Origin of the sequence: Pararhizobium sp. A13, assembly GCF_040126305.1 — a bacterium.
GTDB lineage: Bacteria > Pseudomonadota > Alphaproteobacteria > Rhizobiales > Rhizobiaceae > Pararhizobium.
In genome coordinates this window covers 2,025,108-2,041,952 of the sequence record NZ_CP149510.1, presented here as the reverse complement: position 1 = coordinate 2,041,952, position 16,845 = coordinate 2,025,108, and the positions used below count along the sequence as shown (strand labels likewise).

Annotated in this window: 13 protein-coding genes; 6 read left to right on the top strand and 7 right to left on the bottom strand. The window is 61.5% G+C overall.

Annotated elements, in window-relative coordinates; translation table 11 throughout:
* Positions 1 to 69: 69 nt before the first annotated feature.
* The 5 genes from apbC to WI754_RS09800 all read right to left on the bottom strand — a co-directional run bounded on the left by apbC (position 70) and on the right by WI754_RS09800 (position 7,010).
* On the bottom strand, positions 70 to 1,251 hold the full coding sequence (apbC, locus tag WI754_RS09820; RefSeq protein ID WP_349437533.1) for an iron-sulfur cluster carrier protein ApbC: 1,182 nt from the start codon (positions 1,249 to 1,251) through the stop codon (positions 70 to 72).
* Between the two features lie 428 nt (positions 1,252 to 1,679).
* On the bottom strand, positions 1,680 to 4,055 hold the full coding sequence (locus tag WI754_RS09815) for a methyl-accepting chemotaxis protein (protein ID WP_349437532.1): 2,376 nt from the start codon (positions 4,053 to 4,055) through the stop codon (positions 1,680 to 1,682).
* A 315-nt stretch (positions 4,056 to 4,370) separates the two neighbouring features.
* Positions 4,371 to 5,126: a LuxR family transcriptional regulator gene (locus WI754_RS09810; RefSeq protein WP_349437531.1), complete on the bottom strand. Its 756-nt coding sequence runs from the start codon at positions 5,124 to 5,126 to the stop codon at positions 4,371 to 4,373.
* 120 nt (positions 5,127 to 5,246) lie between these two features.
* Positions 5,247 to 5,987 carry a LuxR family transcriptional regulator gene (locus WI754_RS09805; protein WP_349437530.1) on the bottom strand — a complete coding sequence of 247 codons (741 nt, stop codon included), beginning with the start codon at positions 5,985 to 5,987 and terminating at the stop codon, positions 5,247 to 5,249.
* 216 nt (positions 5,988 to 6,203) lie between these two features.
* Positions 6,204 to 7,010, bottom strand: coding sequence for an IclR family transcriptional regulator (locus WI754_RS09800; protein WP_349437528.1), 807 nt, complete (start codon positions 7,008 to 7,010; stop codon positions 6,204 to 6,206).
* A 165-nt stretch (positions 7,011 to 7,175) separates the two neighbouring features.
* Between WI754_RS09800 and WI754_RS09795 the strand changes: the two genes are divergently transcribed.
* The 6 genes from WI754_RS09795 (at position 7,176) to WI754_RS09770 (ending at position 13,109) form a co-directional block, all read left to right on the top strand.
* Positions 7,176 to 7,946, top strand: coding sequence for an SDR family oxidoreductase (locus WI754_RS09795; RefSeq protein WP_349437527.1), 771 nt, complete (start codon positions 7,176 to 7,178; stop codon positions 7,944 to 7,946).
* On the top strand, positions 7,946 to 8,863 hold the full coding sequence (locus WI754_RS09790) for a 2-dehydro-3-deoxygalactonokinase (protein ID WP_349437525.1): 918 nt from the start codon (positions 7,946 to 7,948) through the stop codon (positions 8,861 to 8,863). The genes WI754_RS09795 and WI754_RS09790 overlap by 1 nt, the downstream gene beginning before the upstream one ends.
* Positions 8,864 to 8,876: 13 nt before the next feature.
* Positions 8,877 to 9,509 (top strand): 2-dehydro-3-deoxy-6-phosphogalactonate aldolase, encoded by a 633-nt coding sequence (locus WI754_RS09785; RefSeq protein WP_349437524.1) that lies wholly within the window; start codon positions 8,877 to 8,879, stop codon positions 9,507 to 9,509.
* A gap of 2 nt (positions 9,510 to 9,511) precedes the next feature.
* Complete coding sequence (locus WI754_RS09780) at positions 9,512 to 10,396, top strand: SMP-30/gluconolactonase/LRE family protein (RefSeq protein WP_349437523.1); 885 nt, start codon at positions 9,512 to 9,514, stop codon at positions 10,394 to 10,396.
* 91 nt (positions 10,397 to 10,487) lie between these two features.
* Complete coding sequence (locus WI754_RS09775; protein WP_349437522.1) at positions 10,488 to 12,215, top strand: IlvD/Edd family dehydratase; 1,728 nt, start codon at positions 10,488 to 10,490, stop codon at positions 12,213 to 12,215.
* A gap of 276 nt (positions 12,216 to 12,491) precedes the next feature.
* Positions 12,492 to 13,109, top strand: a complete 618-nt coding sequence (locus tag WI754_RS09770) for a PRC-barrel domain-containing protein (RefSeq protein ID WP_349437521.1) — start codon at positions 12,492 to 12,494, stop codon at positions 13,107 to 13,109.
* 57 nt (positions 13,110 to 13,166) lie between these two features.
* Here the strand turns inward: WI754_RS09770 and WI754_RS09765 are convergent, their stop codons facing one another.
* Both WI754_RS09765 and WI754_RS09760 read right to left on the bottom strand, forming a co-directional pair.
* Positions 13,167 to 15,215: an NADH:flavin oxidoreductase gene (locus WI754_RS09765; RefSeq protein WP_349437520.1), complete on the bottom strand. Its 2,049-nt coding sequence runs from the start codon at positions 15,213 to 15,215 to the stop codon at positions 13,167 to 13,169.
* Positions 15,216 to 15,244: 29 nt separating this feature from the next.
* Positions 15,245 to 16,795 carry a trimethylamine methyltransferase family protein gene (locus tag WI754_RS09760; RefSeq protein ID WP_349437519.1) on the bottom strand — a complete coding sequence of 517 codons (1,551 nt, stop codon included), beginning with the start codon at positions 16,793 to 16,795 and terminating at the stop codon, positions 15,245 to 15,247.
* Positions 16,796 to 16,845: the final 50 nt, after the last annotated feature.

Genomic DNA, 16,845 nt, shown 5'->3' with positions numbered 1-16,845 from the left:
CCGCCGATGCGACGCATTTCCGAGATGCAATCCCTGCATAGCGAAATCGCGGCCGGGGGCGCCAACCGCCTATTCGAAGACGATGCTGGGCATCGCCCGCGACGTATCGGCCTTCTGCGCCGAGATCTGATCCCAGACTTTTCTAGCGATCTCGCGGTAGACCCGGGTAATCTCGCTGTCAGGCTCGCAGGCGACCACCGGCGTGCCGGCGTCGGAGGTTTCGCGGATGCCTATCGTCAGCGGCACTTCGCCGAGGAAGGGCACGCCGATGCGCTCGGCCTCCTTGCGGGCGCCGCCATGTCCGAAGATATCGTAGCGCTTGCCGGTATCGGGCGCGATGAAATAGCTCATGTTCTCGACGATGCCGAACACCGGCACCTCGACCTTGCGGAACATCGCAAGCCCCTTGCGCGCATCGATCAGCGCCAGGTCCTGCGGTGTCGAGACGATGACGGCGCCTGCGAGCGGCACCTGCTGGGCCATGGTCAGTTGTGCATCGCCGGTGCCCGGCGGCATATCGACAACGAGCACGTCGAGCTCGCCCCAGGCGACTTCACGCAGCATCTGCAGCAGCGCCGACTGGATCATCGGGCCGCGCCAGATCATCGCGACCTCCTCGTCGACGAGGAAGCCCATCGACATGACCTTCAGGCCGTAGTTTTCCATCGGCCGGATCATCCTGCCCTCGATCTGCTGCGGACGGCCGGAAATCTTCAGGAGGCGCGGCATCGACGGGCCGTAGATATCGGCATCGAGAATGCCGACGCGCAGACCATTGGCCTTCAGCGCCAGGGCCAGGTTGACCGAGGTTGTCGACTTTCCGACGCCGCCCTTGCCGGATGCAACGGCGATGATCGCGCCGACGCCCGGAATGCCGGCCTTTGCCGGAGCTGCGGGGCGCTGGCCGGGAGCAGCGGCATGCGTATGCCCCGCATGGGAATGTCCGGCGTGAGACGGTGCTGCGGCGGGCCTCTGTACCGGCGCTGAAGAGGGCGTTGCCTTCTTGTCGGCGGTCAGCGCCACCATGGCGCCTTTGACGCCGGGGATCTCCTTGACCACACGCTCGGCAGCTGCGCGCAGGGGATCGAGTTCACGCGCGCGTTCAGCCGGTACTGTAATCGAGAAGTAGACCTTGGAATCGGAGATGAAGACATCGGAGACGAGACCCATGTCGACGATATTGCCGTCCATATCCGGTCCGCGCACGCCTTTCAGTTTCTCGAGGACCTGTTCCTTGGTGACGTCTGCCATGTCATTCACTCCCGCCGGCCGCGCGGCTGGTTTGCCTGCTGCCTGTTTTCCACCGTCTTGCGTGACACTTAGATAATCGAGCGCGGGTGTTTCGCCAATGCGGTCATTGAGAAAAACAAGCTGCAAAAGCAAAGGCCGCTTCCGGCCGTGTGGTGTCCGTACATCCGGGATCACCTTGGGCTGAAAGCGGCCTTGTTTGTCGCGACCTTCATGGGCGCAGTTTTATTATTGCAGTCCCCTCTGGACCTGCTTTCTACCAAGCAGGAACCGTGCCAGTTTGGGAAAGCCCTTGAAATACAAGGGTTCGAGACCAGCATTGTCGCAGTGCAGCATCGGGGGCGCATAGTTATTGTGCAATTGCGTTGCGTCGATGCCGGATTGCTGAATTTTAGGACAAGGGCATCTGCTAAGAGATGCCCTTGTCCCCGTTAAAATTCGTCCCAACCGTCATTGGCCGGGGCTGGCGCGGCTGCGCCGCCATGTGCCTGGAATGCACCGGCGAGCTTCTGGCCAAGGGAGCGTGCGGGAGACTGCACCGCCGGGGTCGTCGTGGACGCCGCCCGCACCGTTGCCCGCGACATTGCGATGCTGCGTGGAGCCGGCGGTGGCGGTGCATGACGGACGGCAGCGGCAGGCACCTCCCCGAGCTTGAAGTTGGCAAGCAGCGCCGTCAGCGCCGCCGCCTCGGCAGCGAGCGTATGGCTGGCGGCGGTCGATTCCTCCACCATGGCCGCATTCTGCTGCGTTCCCTGGTCCATGACGTTGACGGCGCGGTTGATGTCTTTGAGCCCGATCGACTGCTCGCGGGCGGCCTCGACGATCGAGGAGACGCGCAAGTTGATCTCATCAACCTCGTGCACGATCGCCTCCAGCGCCTTGCCGGCCTGGCCGACCAGTTCGACACCGGTCTTGACCTGGTTGCCCGACTTCGAAATCAGCGTCTTGATTTCCTTGGCGGCATTGGCCGAGCGCTGGGCAAGTTCCCGTACTTCCTGGGCAACCACGGCAAAGCCCTTGCCTGCGTCGCCGGCCCGAGCCGCCTCGACGCCGGCATTGAGGGCGAGCAGATTGGTCTGGAAGGCGATCTCGTCGATGACGCCGATAATGCTGCTGATCTCCTGCGACGAGCTTTCGATCTGGCCGACGGCATCGATGGCATTCTTGACGACGGCGCTCGAGGTCTGCGCGCCGGACCTTGCCTTGGCAACCAGCTGGCCCGCTTCTTCGGCCCGAATCGTCGAATCCTTCACCGAGGCCGTGATCTCGTCGAGAGCTGCCGCCGTCTGCTCGACGGATGCCGCCTGCTGTTCCGTGCGCTTGGCAAGGTCGTCCGCCGAGGACCGGATTTCGGCCGAACCGGCCCGTATGCCGAGGGCGTTGTTGCCGACTGACTGCAGTGTCTCCTGCAAGGTGCTCATCGAACTGTTGAAGTCGTCGCGCAGGGCGTCGAGTGAACCGATGAACGGCGTCAGCAGCCGGAAGGTCACGTCGCCATCGGCCAGCCGCTGCAGCCCGGTGCCGAGTTCGCTGACGGCAAAACGCATCTGACGCTCGTTTTCTTGCGTTTCGGCGACGCGGCGCTGGCGCTCTTCCTCGCCCAGCGCACGGGTCTGCGTTGCCTCGACTTCAAGGCGCTGCTTGTCGATCGAAGCATCGCGCAGGATGGCAAGCGAGCGGGCCATGCCGCCAATCTCGTCGTTGCTGTCTGCATCGGCAATCACGATGCCGGTGTTGCCGCGGGCAATTTCGCCGGTCGCGTTGACGATGGCTTCGAGGCGGAGGCGGAAGCGATTGGAGATCAAAACGCCGAGGAGGACGAGAAGCAACGAGGCGACAGCAATGATGCTGACGGAAATCCAGGCCATTTGGGTCAGATAGGCAAAGACGGTCGCTTTCGGCACCGAAACGACGGCGTACCAGGCGGTATCGGGCAGGAGTTGCACGGGAACGGCGATCGACAGGAAATCGGTGCCGTCTTCGCCGACCGTATCGACCGGCCTGCCGGGATTGTCGATCAACTGCTGCCAGGCGCTAGCATCGACACTGCTGTCCTTGAACGCCTTGCCAAGATTGGCGGCATTGACGTGGCTGAGGAAACTACCGCCCTGGGATACCAGCGCGACATTGCCGTCGCCGAGAGGCTTCATGTCGGCGAGTTTCGATGTCAGGCTGTCGAGGGCGATGTCGATGCCGGTGACACCGAGCGGCTTGCCACCAACGGTGACGGGACCGACCAGCGTGGTCATCAATACATCCTTGCCATCGACGGCATAGAGGTAGGGTTCGATCACCACCATCTTCTGCGACTTGAAGGGCAGCTGGTAATAGTCGCCGGGGCCGGGCTTGTCGTAGTCGGTCAACGCCGTCACGATGATCTTGTCGCCTGAGCGCACCCAGTAGGGCACGTAACGGCCGGTCGCGTCGTGGCCGGGCTTGTTGACGAATTCGGCGTCCTTGCCGTCGAAGGCGTTGGGCTCCCAGCCGCTCCAGACGCCAAGCGCAAAGGAATTGTCCTCGAGCGCCTTCTTCAGCATCGCGTCGGCAGACGTGCGGTTCGCGGCGCCGGCTGTCTCTAGCCCGTTAAAAACGCTCTGAAAGGTGCGGACCAGCTGCAACCCTTGAGAAATCTGCCCCTTGAGGTCGGCGGCGGTCAGCGCGGCTGCGGCATTCATCTCATCGACGCTGCGGCGCTTCACTTCCGCGTAGGATATCCAGAACAGCATGCCAGCAGTGACGACGGTGGCGCAAAGGCCTGTCGCGACGATGGAGAAGATATTTCTGGAGGTCGCAGTCTTGAACAGCATCACGTATCCTCAAATGCGCAGCGGGCGGAGGCCTCGCGGTTGTGGCGTCGCAAATGTCATCTTTGGGAAAAGGTGCGAAGGATGCGAATTCAGCAACAGCTCTGCGGATACTTCAGCAGAGCGGCCGTTGCCAGATTTCAAGTGCTGAATAAGACCGGCGGGATCGGTGCCGATCGCGGCATTACTCAATAGCATCCCAGTGAAATCATTTCACCAGAAACAAAGGTGCGCCGCAAAACTTAAAGATCATCTAAAATACTGAGGGTTCGCCGCTTTTGTTTAACCGGCGGGTGCCAGGACACCGACTGCAAAGGCTCAACTGATGTAGCCCTTCTTCATCGCCTTGACGACGGCCTGGGTACGGTTGACCGCATCGAGCTTCTTGCTGACATGGTTGAGATAATGATTAACGGTGTGCTCCGACAATCCGAGGATTCCGGCAATCTCGGAGCTGGTTTTGCCTGCTGCCGTCCAATTGAGACATTGGATCTCGCGCTCCGACAGGGCGACGCTGGGATCCTTCCAGAACGAACCGATCTCCGTCAGACGGTTATAGACATGGATCGCGATCATCTGCAGTTCCATCATCGCCGTCATCGGCAGATCGATGCGTTTTCCCATCCAGATGACAGTGGCGCGGCTGCCGTCGGCGTCGTGAACCGGGAAATAATTGGCCTGGAAGATCCCGTTTTCCCGCAGCATCGCAATATATTCGTTTGTCTGCGCTGGCCTACCGGTTTCGTTCTCCCACTCCTCGACCGTCAGTTGGAACGGCGTCGTGGTTTCGCGCAACCGGCGGATTCCTGTTGAGTGCTTGAGGACGGAGATGCTGTCGTACTTGCTTATCAACTCTGCCGGCATATTCGACAGGATGGATGCGTTGGCCAGTTTCTCCGCATCGAAGGTTGGCACCATGCAGACGAGGAACGTCTTGAAGCCGAAAGCCTGGGTCGTTCTCTTCATATAGCGGATAACGTCGAACTGCGTTTCCAGCGCAGCAATCTCGGACGCGAAATCACCGCCGCGCGGCGGCTCCTTTTCCATCGATTCTGCCATCAGAGTATCGCGCATTCACAGTCTCCGCCGCATCGTCGCGTGCATTGCGTGGCAACCGGTCTTGCGCCTCCCCTGTCGTCCATGCCATTCACCATGCCGGTTTTCCTGCTCGTATCCATATACATATAGGGTTTCTCAATTGATCAGTCCGGCGCGTATCGCCTTCGCCACGGTCTGCACACGATTGACGGAATCAAGCTTGCGGGTTGCACGGCTTAGATAGTGATTGACGGTATATTCGGAGAGATCCAGAATTTTTGCCATTTCCGTGGTGGTCTTGCCAGCCGCTGCCCAGTGCAGGCATTCGATCTCGCGGCGCGACAAGCCTCCGGGTGCCCGGTTGCGGATTTCCCCTATTTCGCTGAGGCGGCTGAACAGATAAGCCGCGACGAAGGTCAGTTCTTTCAGTTCACCGGAATTGACCACGTCTCGATCGCCGCCGAAACCGACGGCGCCGCAGGTTCCGCGCACATCGTGAACCGGGATATACACGCCGCGTCGCAAACGGCCGCGTTCGAACAGAGACAACACGGCACTGCCCTTGCCGTCCGGGCGCCGACGGGACTCCAGGGTCGTATCATAGGTGAATGGAATGGTGCTGCGGCGCAGCCGTTCTATGACCGGACTGCCGGCCATCAGACTGGCAGCATCGTAGCTGACCAGGAAATCCTTCGGCCAATTGGTCATGACCACCGAGTCCGACAGGCTGCGGGAGCCCTTGGCCGGAACGACCATGACAACGAAACGGTGAAATCCGTAAGCGTCCGTGACCTGCTCCAGCGCCTGACGAATATCAGCTCCCCGTGTCATGGTTTTAGCAATCCGCGGATCGGCGGAAAGCGCGATGGATGACAGATGTCCCCTGAAATCGACCATTTTCACTCTTCCAGACTCGCAGCCATTGGCTCGACGTTCGCAAGAAACCGTTTCGATGCCGCTGAGATCTTTTCGTTTACCGGTTGATTCCGGCGAAGCCATTGTCGAAGCGGCAAATCGAACGTCAGCAGGCACCGAATCTGATAGTTGAAGCTACAACTCCGCTTTCCCTGCGTCCAGCCGGTTTGCCTAATTTAACCGTGGAAGCATATTCAACTATCGTCCCGGTCCCAGACGAACCTCCACATCCTCACCAATCGCCATCGCCGCCTGGCGGACAGGATGGGCCCAGATCTCAAGCTGTTCCATCGTCACCCGGTAAGCCGGCCCCGTCACGGAAATGCCGGCGACGAGATCGAAACCGGCATCGTGAATCGGAGCGGCAACACAGCGAATTTCCGTTTCATGTTCTTCACGATCGAAGGCATAGCCTCGCAGTCGCGCCTCGTCCAGATCACGTTTCAAGGAAGCAACGGAAAGATGTGTATTGGCGGTAAAGCGATGGAATGTCAGTTTGCCGAGCGTCTCTGCGAGGCGGTCTTGCGGCAGCACGGAGAGCGCCGCCTTACCAAGCCCAGTGCAATAAACGGGTGATGCATTGCCGATCTGAGATTCCATCCGAACCGTCTGGCGGCTCTCGACCTTGTCGACATAGATGATTTCCGTGCCGCGCAGGACGCCCAAATGAACGGTCTCGCCGGTTTCTTCGTGCAGCTTGCGCAGATGCGGCGCCGCGACCGCCCGGAACTGATTCTTCGACCAAGACCGGTAGGCGAATTTCAAGAGCCGCAGGCCCGGCTCGTAGCAGAGGTCGCGCCCCTGGACGAGAAGTCCCTCCTCGACCAGATGCGAGAGCTGGCGATGCAGGGTCCCGCGCGGCTGGTCCGACAAGGCGAGGATTTCGCTGAACCGGAGCGGCCTGTCCGACGTCACCACGATTTCAAGCACGGAAAGAGCCTTGCCCAGCGTACCGGTGCCGCTATTCTCAGTCCCTGGAGGAGAGGAGAGGCCTTCGCGATCCATGATTTCCGTTTCGTTTCACCGGTTCGCCGCCGACGCGATCTTGACAAGCGCTCAGCCGCGGCGCGATAATTCCAAATAATAAGAGCTAGTTCCACATAATGGAACTATATGGATGCAATTGCAAGCCGGTTTTCGGAATGCTCGCATCAGGGAGAGCGAAACACGATGGCCTTGCCAGCCGCACAGTTTCACGACCTCAAAGGTCGTGGCGTTCTGATCACCGGCGGCGGCTCGGGCATCGGCGCTGCCCTCGTCGAGGGCTTTGCCCGGCAAGGGGCGCGGGTGGTCTTCATCGACATCGCCGACACGGCGAGCAACGCCTTGGTTGACCGTCTCGCCCCGGCTGTCGCGCGTGCTCCGGTTTTCATTCAGGCCGATCTTCGGGACGCACAGTCTCTCGCTTCCGTTGTCGACAGAGCCGCTGAAGCGGTCGGTTCCCTCAGCGTCCTCGTCAACAATGCCGCGCGCGATGACCGGCAGTTGCTGGAGGAGGTGACGGAAGCAAGCTGGGATGAAAGCCTGGCCGTCAATCTGCGGCACGTCTTCTTCATGAGCCAGGCTGCAGTGCCGCATATGCGACGGGCCGGCGGCGGTTCGATCATCAATTTCTCCTCGATCGCCTTCATGCTCAACATGGGCGATATCCCGACCTATGCGGCCGCCAAGGCCGGCATCGTCGGCCTGACCAAGTCGCTTGCCGGCAAGCTCGGCCCGGAGGAGATCCGCGTCAACGCGGTGCTGCCCGGTATGGTGGTGACCGAGCGGCAGAAGAAGCTCTGGCTGGATGATGCCGCGATTGCCGGCATGCTGGAAAAACAATGCCTGAAGCACACGCTCGTTGCGGAGGATATGGTTGGGCCCTGCCTCTATCTCGCCTCCGACTGCTCGGCGCGGATGACGGCACAGACGATGATCATTGACGGAGGCGTATTTTAATGACGGCAGCATCCTATGCCGCGGTGGACTGGGGGACATCGAGCTTCCGCCTGTGGATCGTCAGCGAAAGCGGCGAAGTCCTTGCCGAACGCCGCAGCGGCGAAGGCATGACGACGGCGGCAAAGACCGGCTTCTCGCCGATTCTCGAAACGCATCTCGCCGCGGCTTCGGCACCGCCGCATCTGCCGGTGGTCATCTGCGGCATGGCCGGCGCGCGTCAGGGCTGGGTCGAGGCGGGCTACCTCGACACGCCCGCGCCCTTGACCGGCATCGTCAAGGCGGCGGTCACGGTGACCGACGCCAATCGCGATATCCGCATTCTGCCCGGTCTTGCCCAGCGCAGCGAGGCAGTGCCCGATGTCATGCGCGGCGAGGAAACGCAACTGCTCGGCGCCATATCGCGGCTCGGAAGCGGCAGCCATCTCGTCTGCATGCCCGGCACGCACAGCAAATGGGTGCGCGTCACCGGCGGGATCGTCGATGGCTTCTCGACCTTCATGACCGGCGAACTGTTCGATATCATCGCCAAACATTCGATCCTCAGCCACGCGGTTGCGGATGGCGGCTCCTTTGAGGCCGACGATCCCGTCTTTCTGGGCGCAGTCGCAAAAGCTGCGAAAAGCCCGGCTCTTGCCACCAATCTGGTGTTTACGGTGCGCAGTGGCCAGTTGCTGCACGGCTTGACCGCACAGGCCGCCAAGGCGCGGCTGTCCGGCACTTTGATCGGCCTTGAAATTGCCGGCGCGCGCTCGACCGCCAAACCGGGGAGCGGCGTCTGTCTTGTCGCTTCCGGCGCGCTCGCGGGCCTTTACCAATCAGCGCTGTCGGCCCTCGACCTCCAACCCGTCATCATCGATGCCGATGAAGCCGTTCGCCATGGCCTTGCCGCCGCGGCCAACGCCATCTGGCCTGCCTGAAGAAAGAGACATTATGCACCGCATCCCCTTCCCGCCGATGAAATATCCACTGATCGCCATCCTGCGCGGGCTGAGGCCGGAGGAAACGCAGGGTGTCGTCGGCGCCTTGATCGGCACCGGTTTCACGGCCATCGAAATCCCTCTCAACTCGCCGGACCCGTTCCGGTCGATCGAGATCGCCGTGAAAATGGCCCCGGCGGGCTGTCTGATCGGCGCCGGCACGGTGCTGACCACGGAACAGGTCGAGCGGCTCGACGGCGTCGGCGGCAAGCTGATGGTGAGCCCCAACGTCGAAACGGACGTGATCGCGCTCGCAGCCGCCCGCGGCATGGTCACCATGCCCGGCGTCTTCACACCGACCGAAGCGCTGGCGGCGGCCCATGCCGGGGCGACAGGCCTCAAGTTTTTCCCCGCCAGCGTGCTCGGTCCCTCGGGTATTTCGGCGATCCGCGCCGTGCTGCCGCCGGAACTTGAAATCGCCGCCGTCGGCGGCGTTTCGGAAGCCAATTTCGCCGACTACGCCAAGATTGGCGTGAAGAGCTTCGGCCTCGGCTCCAGCCTCTACAAGGCCGGCATGGACGCCACCGAGGTCGGCAAGCGGGCGCAGGCAACGATCAAGGCGTATGACGCGGTTTACGGAGCCTGACGATGAGCGAGACCATTGCCTTTTCCGGCAAGATCCTGTGCGAAGCCGCGCTTGAACTCGGCGAAGGTCCGACCTTCGACCCGGCGACCGGCACGGCCTGGTGGTTCAACATCAAGGGCAAGGAGTTGCACGAACTGCATCTGGAGAGCGGCCGGAAATCGGTTCATCAGTTGCCGTTTCTCGGCAGTGTCCTTGCGGTCATCGATCCGGATCGACAATTGATCGTATCCGATCAGGGGCTATTCGTCCGGGAAACGGCGACGGGCAATCTGACGCTGACGACGACCCTTGAGGACAATGCAAAGAACCGCTCCAATGACGGGCGTGTTCACCCCTCGGGCAGCCTTTGGGTGAGCACGATGGCACGCGATGAGGCGAAGGATGCCGGAGCCATATACCACGTGGCACAGGGCAAGGTGACGCAACTTTACGCGAACGTGACGATACCGAACAGTATCTGCTTCTCCCCGGACGGCACCGTCGCCTATTTTACGGACACCGCCATCAACCACCTGATGCGGGTCGACATCGATCCAGAGACAGGGCTGCCCACCGGCGACGCAAAGGCGCTGAGTGACGAAACCGGCAGCCCGGGCGGCATTGACGGATCCGTCTGCGACGCAGATGGGCTGATCTGGAACGCCCGATACGGCGCCGGCGTCGTTGATGTCTACAAGCCCGATGGCGAAAAGATCGCCCGCTACGCCGTGCCGGCCACACAGGCGACATGCACTGCGTTCATCGGCGCAAAGGCCGACAGGCTTCTGGTGACATCGGCCAAGCAGAACCTATCGGAAGAGGCGCTGAAAGCCGACCCGAACGCCGGCAAGACCTTCGAACTGGGTGTCTCCGTCAAGGGCCGCTTAGAACCCATCTATCGGCTCTGAACTGCCGCGCGGGACCAGTTTACGGGCATCGCCGTAAAAGTAATACAATTGACTCCAGGCACGGATCGCCTGCCCCAAGGGAGTGCTGAAGATGAGCGACGAGAAGAAGAAAGAACTGAGAAGCCGACACTGGTACGGCGGCACCGACAAGGACGGGTTCATCCATCGCTCGTGGATGAAGAACCAGGGTTTTCCCGATCACGTCTTCGACGGGCGGCCGATCATCGGCATCTGTAACACCTGGTCGGAACTGACGCCCTGCAACAGCCATCTGCGCATCCTTGCCGAAGGCGTGAAGCGTGGCGTCTGGGAAGCTGGCGGCTTTCCGGTCGAATTCCCGGTTTCCTCGCTCGGCGAAACGCAGATGCGCCCCACGGCGATGCTGTTCCGCAACCTGCTTGCGATGGATGTCGAGGAAGCGATCCGCGCCTATGGCATCGACGGTGTCGTGCTGCTCGGCGGCTGCGACAAGACCACGCCCGGCCAGTTGATGGGCGCGGCTTCTGTCGACCTGCCGACCATCGTCGTGTCCTCCGGCCCGATGCTGAACGGCAAATGGAAGGGCAAGGACATCGGCTCCGGCACCGACGTCTGGAAATTTTCCGAGGACGTGCGCGGCGGCAAGATGAGCGTGCAGGAATTCATGGCGGCCGAAAGCGGCATGTCGCGCTCGCCGGGCGTCTGCATGACCATGGGTACGGCGACCACTATGGCCTCCGTCGTCGAGGCCATGGGCCTTTCGCTGCCGACCAATGCGGCCCTGCCCGCGGTCGACGCACGCCGCATGGCGCTGTCGCACATGACCGGCAAGCGCATCGTGCAGATGGTGCACGAGGACCTGCGCCTGTCGAAGGTGCTGACCAAGAAGAATTTCGAAAACGGCATCATCGCCAATGCCGCCGTCGGCGGTTCGACCAACGCGGTCGTACATCTGCTCGCCATCGCCGGCCGCGCCGGTGTCGATCTGACGCTCGAGGATTTCGACCGCGTCGGCGGCCAGGTCCCCTGCATCGTCAACTGTATGCCGTCGGGCAAGTATCTCATCGAGGATCTTGCCTATGCCGGCGGCCTGCCCGCCGTCATGAACCGCGTTCAGGACATGATGCACGCCGACGCGCCGACCGTCATGGGCGCGCCGATCTCCGAATATTGGAAGGACGCCGAAGTCTACAACGACGACGTCATCCGCCCGCTCGACAATCCGCTGCGTAAGGCCGCCGGCATTCGCGTACTCAGGGGCAACCTTGCCCCGAACGGCGCAGTCATCAAGCCGTCGGCCGCCAGCGAGCATCTGCTGGCGCATGAGGGCCCGGCCTATGTGTTCGAGACCATCGAGGACCTGAAGGCGAAGATCGACGATCCGGACCTGCCGGTGACCGAGGACACGATCCTCGTCCTTAAGGGCTGTGGCCCGAAGGGTTATCCGGGCATGGCCGAAGTCGGCAACATGCCGATCCCGCGCCGCCTTGTCGAAAAGGGCGTGCGCGACATGGTGCGTATCTCCGATGCCCGCATGTCCGGCACCGCCTTCGGCACCGTCGTCCTGCATGTCAGCCCCGAGGCCAATGCCGGCGGTCCGCTTGCCATCGTCAAGACCGGCGACCGCATCCGCCTTGATGCGATGAAGGGCGAACTGAACCTTTTGATTAGCGAGGAAGAGTTCGCCTCGCGCATGGCCGCCTGGAAGGCGCCTGAGCAGAAATGGACGCGCGGCTACTACAAGCTTTACCACGACACCGTGCTGCAGGCCGACAAGGGCGCTGACCTCGACTTCCTGGTCGGGGCAAGCGGCAGCGAAGTCTTCCGCGAAAGCCACTGATCGGATCAGTTGAGCGAAATGACGAGCCGGGTTCGCCCGGCTTTTTTTGTACGGACTGAAACAGGCGCCGCGATGGGCGCTTCCTTCGGGAATCTCTCGTTTTTTCGTCGAAATTAGCTTCGCTCGGCAATAGTCTCCGCGAAAAGTTCCATCGTGCGTTGCATATTTTTTTAGGAACCACTCAACGCCTTGAACGTTTCCTTGATATCACCGGTGCGGCGGAGACGTTTTGGACACCGCGCCCTGATCGACAAAGAACGAAAAGGTAGGTTTGACATGACCAGGAAACTCGTAGCTTCCGTCGCCGCAGGCGCACTTTTTGCAGGCGTAACCGCTTTTGCGCCGCTCGGCTTCGCACAGGACACCACCCAGCCGGCTACCCAGCCGCAAACCATGGAAACACAGCCGATGACCGGCGAGCAGCCGGCTGACGCGATGAAGAAACCTATTGATCAGGCAGCGCAGGCACCTGCTGCCGGCTCCAGCTATCTGACCGAACAGGCTGAAGGCCAGATCTCGGCAAACACCTATATCGGCCAGCCGGTCTACAATGCCGCCGATGAAAACATCGGCGAGATCAACGACGTGATCTTTACCGAGGACGGCTCGGTTGAAGCAGCCGTGATCGGTGTTGGCGGCTTCCTTGGCATTGGCGAAAAGAATGTCGCCGTGCCTCTGGATACCATTTCTGTCGCCGAAGTCCCGAATTCGGACGATCTGAAGCTGACCACGCAGGAAACTGCCGACACGCTGAACGCCGCGCCTGAATTCAAGACCAAGTCGCAGCAGATTGCCGAACAGAATGCCAATGCCCCGGTCGATACCACGACCACGTCGTCCACGGCGCCGGCAACGGACATGAAACCGGCTGAACAGCCAGCGACCAACAACTAACCGCTTCTACGGTTTGATCGTGGGAACGGCGGTGCGAAAGCGCCGCCGTTTCTGCATTCAGAACAACACGCCGTAGCGCAGCGCATCATAGATGCCGGCGTGAATGTTACGGCTCGCCACAGCATCCCCGATGCGAAACAGATCGAATTTTCCTTCCGGATTTCGCATCCGGATCGGGTTTTCCTGGTGGACGAGCGCCTTGTAGTCCACCGCGCCGAGATTGCGCGACAGGGGTTTCAGCTCAAGATAGAGATCGGCCATCGGCAAGGTTCCATGCTCAACGACCACCTGCGCGACGCGCCGCTCGACCGAGGCTGTTTCCGAAAAATCCGATCCGAGCACGGCGACCAACTGGTTGCCCTCACGGCGTACCGATTTCAGCCGCGTGTTGATCGTCACCCGGACATTCTTCTCGGCAAAGGCCTTGGCATAGGGCACGTGGTTCATGCCGCCGATTTCGGGGGCAAACATGCGCTCGGGCGAGACGATTTCCAACTCCGCTCCGGTCGCCGCGATCATTTCCGCCGCCGTCATGCCGGTATGGGCGCCATTGTCGTCGTAGAGCAGGACCGGTCCCTCGGGCCTGATCGCACCCGCGATGATATCCCAGCTTGAGACCACCAGCTCATCACCCGCGTCAAGAACCGGATTCTGCGCAATGCCGCCGGTGGCGATGACGACCAGATCGGGCTTGCGTTCGAGGACGTCGCTTGCCTCGGCAAAGACATTGTAATGAATGGGAACGCCGAGCCGCTCGAGTTCGGACAGGCGCCAATCGACGATGCCGATCATTTCCTTGCGACGCGGATTGCGCGCTGCGAGAAGAATTTGCCCGCCGGCCTCTCCGGTCGCCTCCAGAACTTCGACGGAATGTCCGCGCTCGGCAAGCACCCGCGCCGCTTCCAGTCCGGCCGGTCCCGCGCCGACGACGACAGCTTTGCGAATGGGACCGGCCGTTTTCGAGATCACGTGCGGAATGGTCGCCTCGCGGCCCGTCGCCGCATTGTGAATACAGAGCGCTCCACCGCCTTCATAGATACGGTCGAGACAGTAGGTCGCGCCGACGCAGGGGCGGATCTGGCTTTCGCGGCCCTCGATGATCTTCTTGACGATATGCGGATCGGCGATATGGGCGCGGGTCATGCCGACCATGTCGAGCTTGCCCTCGGCGATCGCATGGCGGGCGGTGGCGACATCGGCGATGCGAGCTGCGTGGAAGACCGGGAATTTCGTCGCCGCTCGGACCTCGCCTGCGAAGTCCAGATGCGGCGACGATGCCATGCCCTGGATCGGGATGACATTGGTCAGATGCGCGTCATGATCGATATGGCCGCGGATGATGTTGAGGAAATCGACCCTGCCAGAACCGGCAAGCCGTTTGGCGATCTCTATGCCCTCCTCCTTCGAGAGGCCGATGTCCCATTGCTCGTCGGCCACCATGCGGATGCCGACGATGAAATCCGGGCCGACGGCCTTGCGCACTGCGTCCAGCACCATGTTCGAGAAGCGCATGCGGTTTTCAAGCGAGCCGCCATATTCATCGTCGCGATGGTTGGTCGCCGGAGACCAGAAGCCGTCCATCAAGTGGCCGTATGCCTCGATCTCGATGCCATCGAGACCCGCGGCCTGCATGCGCTGCGCGGCACTGGCATAGTCGCCTACGATGCGCTCGATATCCCAGTCCTCGATCTCTTTGGGAAAGGTGCGGTGGGCGGCCTCGCGCACCGGCGAGGCGGAAAGGACCGGCAGCCAGTCGCCCTTGTTCCAACCGGTGCGGCGGCCGAGATGGGTGAGCTGGATCATCACGGCGGCGCCGTGCTCATGACAGTCGTCAGCGATCTTCTTCAGCCAGGGCACGATCTCGTCGGAATAGGCATAGAGGTTGCCGAAGGCGGGCGGCGAATCCTCCGAGACGATCGCCGAGCCCGCCGTCATCGTCAGCGCAATTCCGCCCTTGGCTTTTTCGACATGGTAAAGCCGGTAGCGGTCCTTCGGCATGCCGTCTTCGGAATAGGCCGGCTCATGCGCCGTCGACATGATCCTGTTTTTCAGCGTCAGGTGCTTCAACTGGTACGGCTGGAGCAGCGGGTCTTTCGTAAGGGTCATGCTGTTTCCCCGGGAGGATTATGCCAGGCTCAATACCAGGCATCCGCCATGCTGTTCTTGCGTCTCGCCATATAGTCCGTCAGCGCCTCGTCGATTGCCACATCCAGAGGCGGCGCTTCGTATTCGGCGAGCGTCTTTTTCCAGCGCCTGTTGGCGCGCGTCGCCATGTCGGTCGAGCCGCCCTCTTCGCTCCACTTCTCGAAGGGCTCGTTGTCCGAGAGCGTCGAATCCCAGAAGGCCGTCTGGTAGTTGCGCATCGTATGATCGCAGCCGAGGAAGTGGCTGCCCGGACCGACTTGCAGAAAGGCATCCATGGCAAGCGTGTTGTCATCGACAACAACGCCGGCGAGATAGGAATGCAGCGCGCCGCAGAAATCCGTGTCCATGACGAATTTTTCATAGGACATGGCAAGCAAGCCATCGAGGAAGCCGGCCGAATGCAGAATAAAATTGGCGCCGCAATGCACCGCCGACATCATCGACATGACACCTTCCTGCATCGCCTGGGCATCCGGCCGCTTGGAGTTGGAAAAGTTGCCGGCACAGCGCAGCGGCAGCTTCAGCCGCCTGGCGAGTTGCCCGATCACCATCGAGCCGATCGCAGGCTCCGGCGTACCGAAGGTGGGCGAACCCGAGCGCAGCGACATGGAGGAGAGGAAATTGCCGAATATCACCGGCGCCCCTTTTCGCTCCAATTGCGTCAGCGCACAGCCGGCCAGCGTTTCGGCATAGGATTGCGCGATCGCACCCGCATTGGTGACCGGCCCCATGGCGCCGCCGAGGATGAACGGCACGATGACCGCGGCCTGGTTGGCGCGGGCGTAGGCGCGCAATGACTTCGTCATCGTGCCGTCCCAGACGAGCGGTGAGTTGACGTTGACGTTGCCGAGGATGACGCAGTTACGATCGACGAACTCGCGGCCGAAGACGAGGCGCGCCATGTCGATTGAGTCCTCCGCCCGCTCCTCCGCCGTGATCGAGCCCATGAAGGGACGGTCGGAATATTTGACATGGCTGTAGACCATGTCGAGATGGCGCTTGTTGACCGGAATATCGACCGGCTCGCAGATCGTGCCGCCGGAATGGTGCAGCCAGGGGCTCGACTGGGCGAGCTTGATGAAATTGCGGAAATCCTCCAGCGTGCCGTAGCGACGGCCCTTGTCCAGATCCATCACGAAGGGCGAGCCGTAGGCCGGAGAAAAGACGACGTTGCTGCCGCCGATCTCGACGTTGCGGGTCGGGTTGCGCGCATGCTGGGTGAACTGAGAAGGCGCGGTCGAAACGATCTCGTTCAGCATGCCCGGCTCGAAGCGCACGAGCACGCCCTCGACCTTGGCGCCTGCCCGCTTCCAATGGTCGAGCGATGCCGGATCGTCGCGAAACTCGATGCCGACCTCAGACAGGATCCGGTCGGCGACGCGCTCGATCTTGAGGAGATTTTCCTCACCCAGGATATCGTAGGTGGGAATGTTGCGGACGATGTAGGGAACGCCCGCAATCTTTGCCGCATTGTCACGCCGCGCCGGACGCGCCGGGCGTGTGCGTCTTGCCGGTTCTGCTTCTGCCACGAGCGTTTCCATCTGTTGCCTCCCATTTTCTCAGTCGAGGCTACCGGTGAAAAAGACCACTG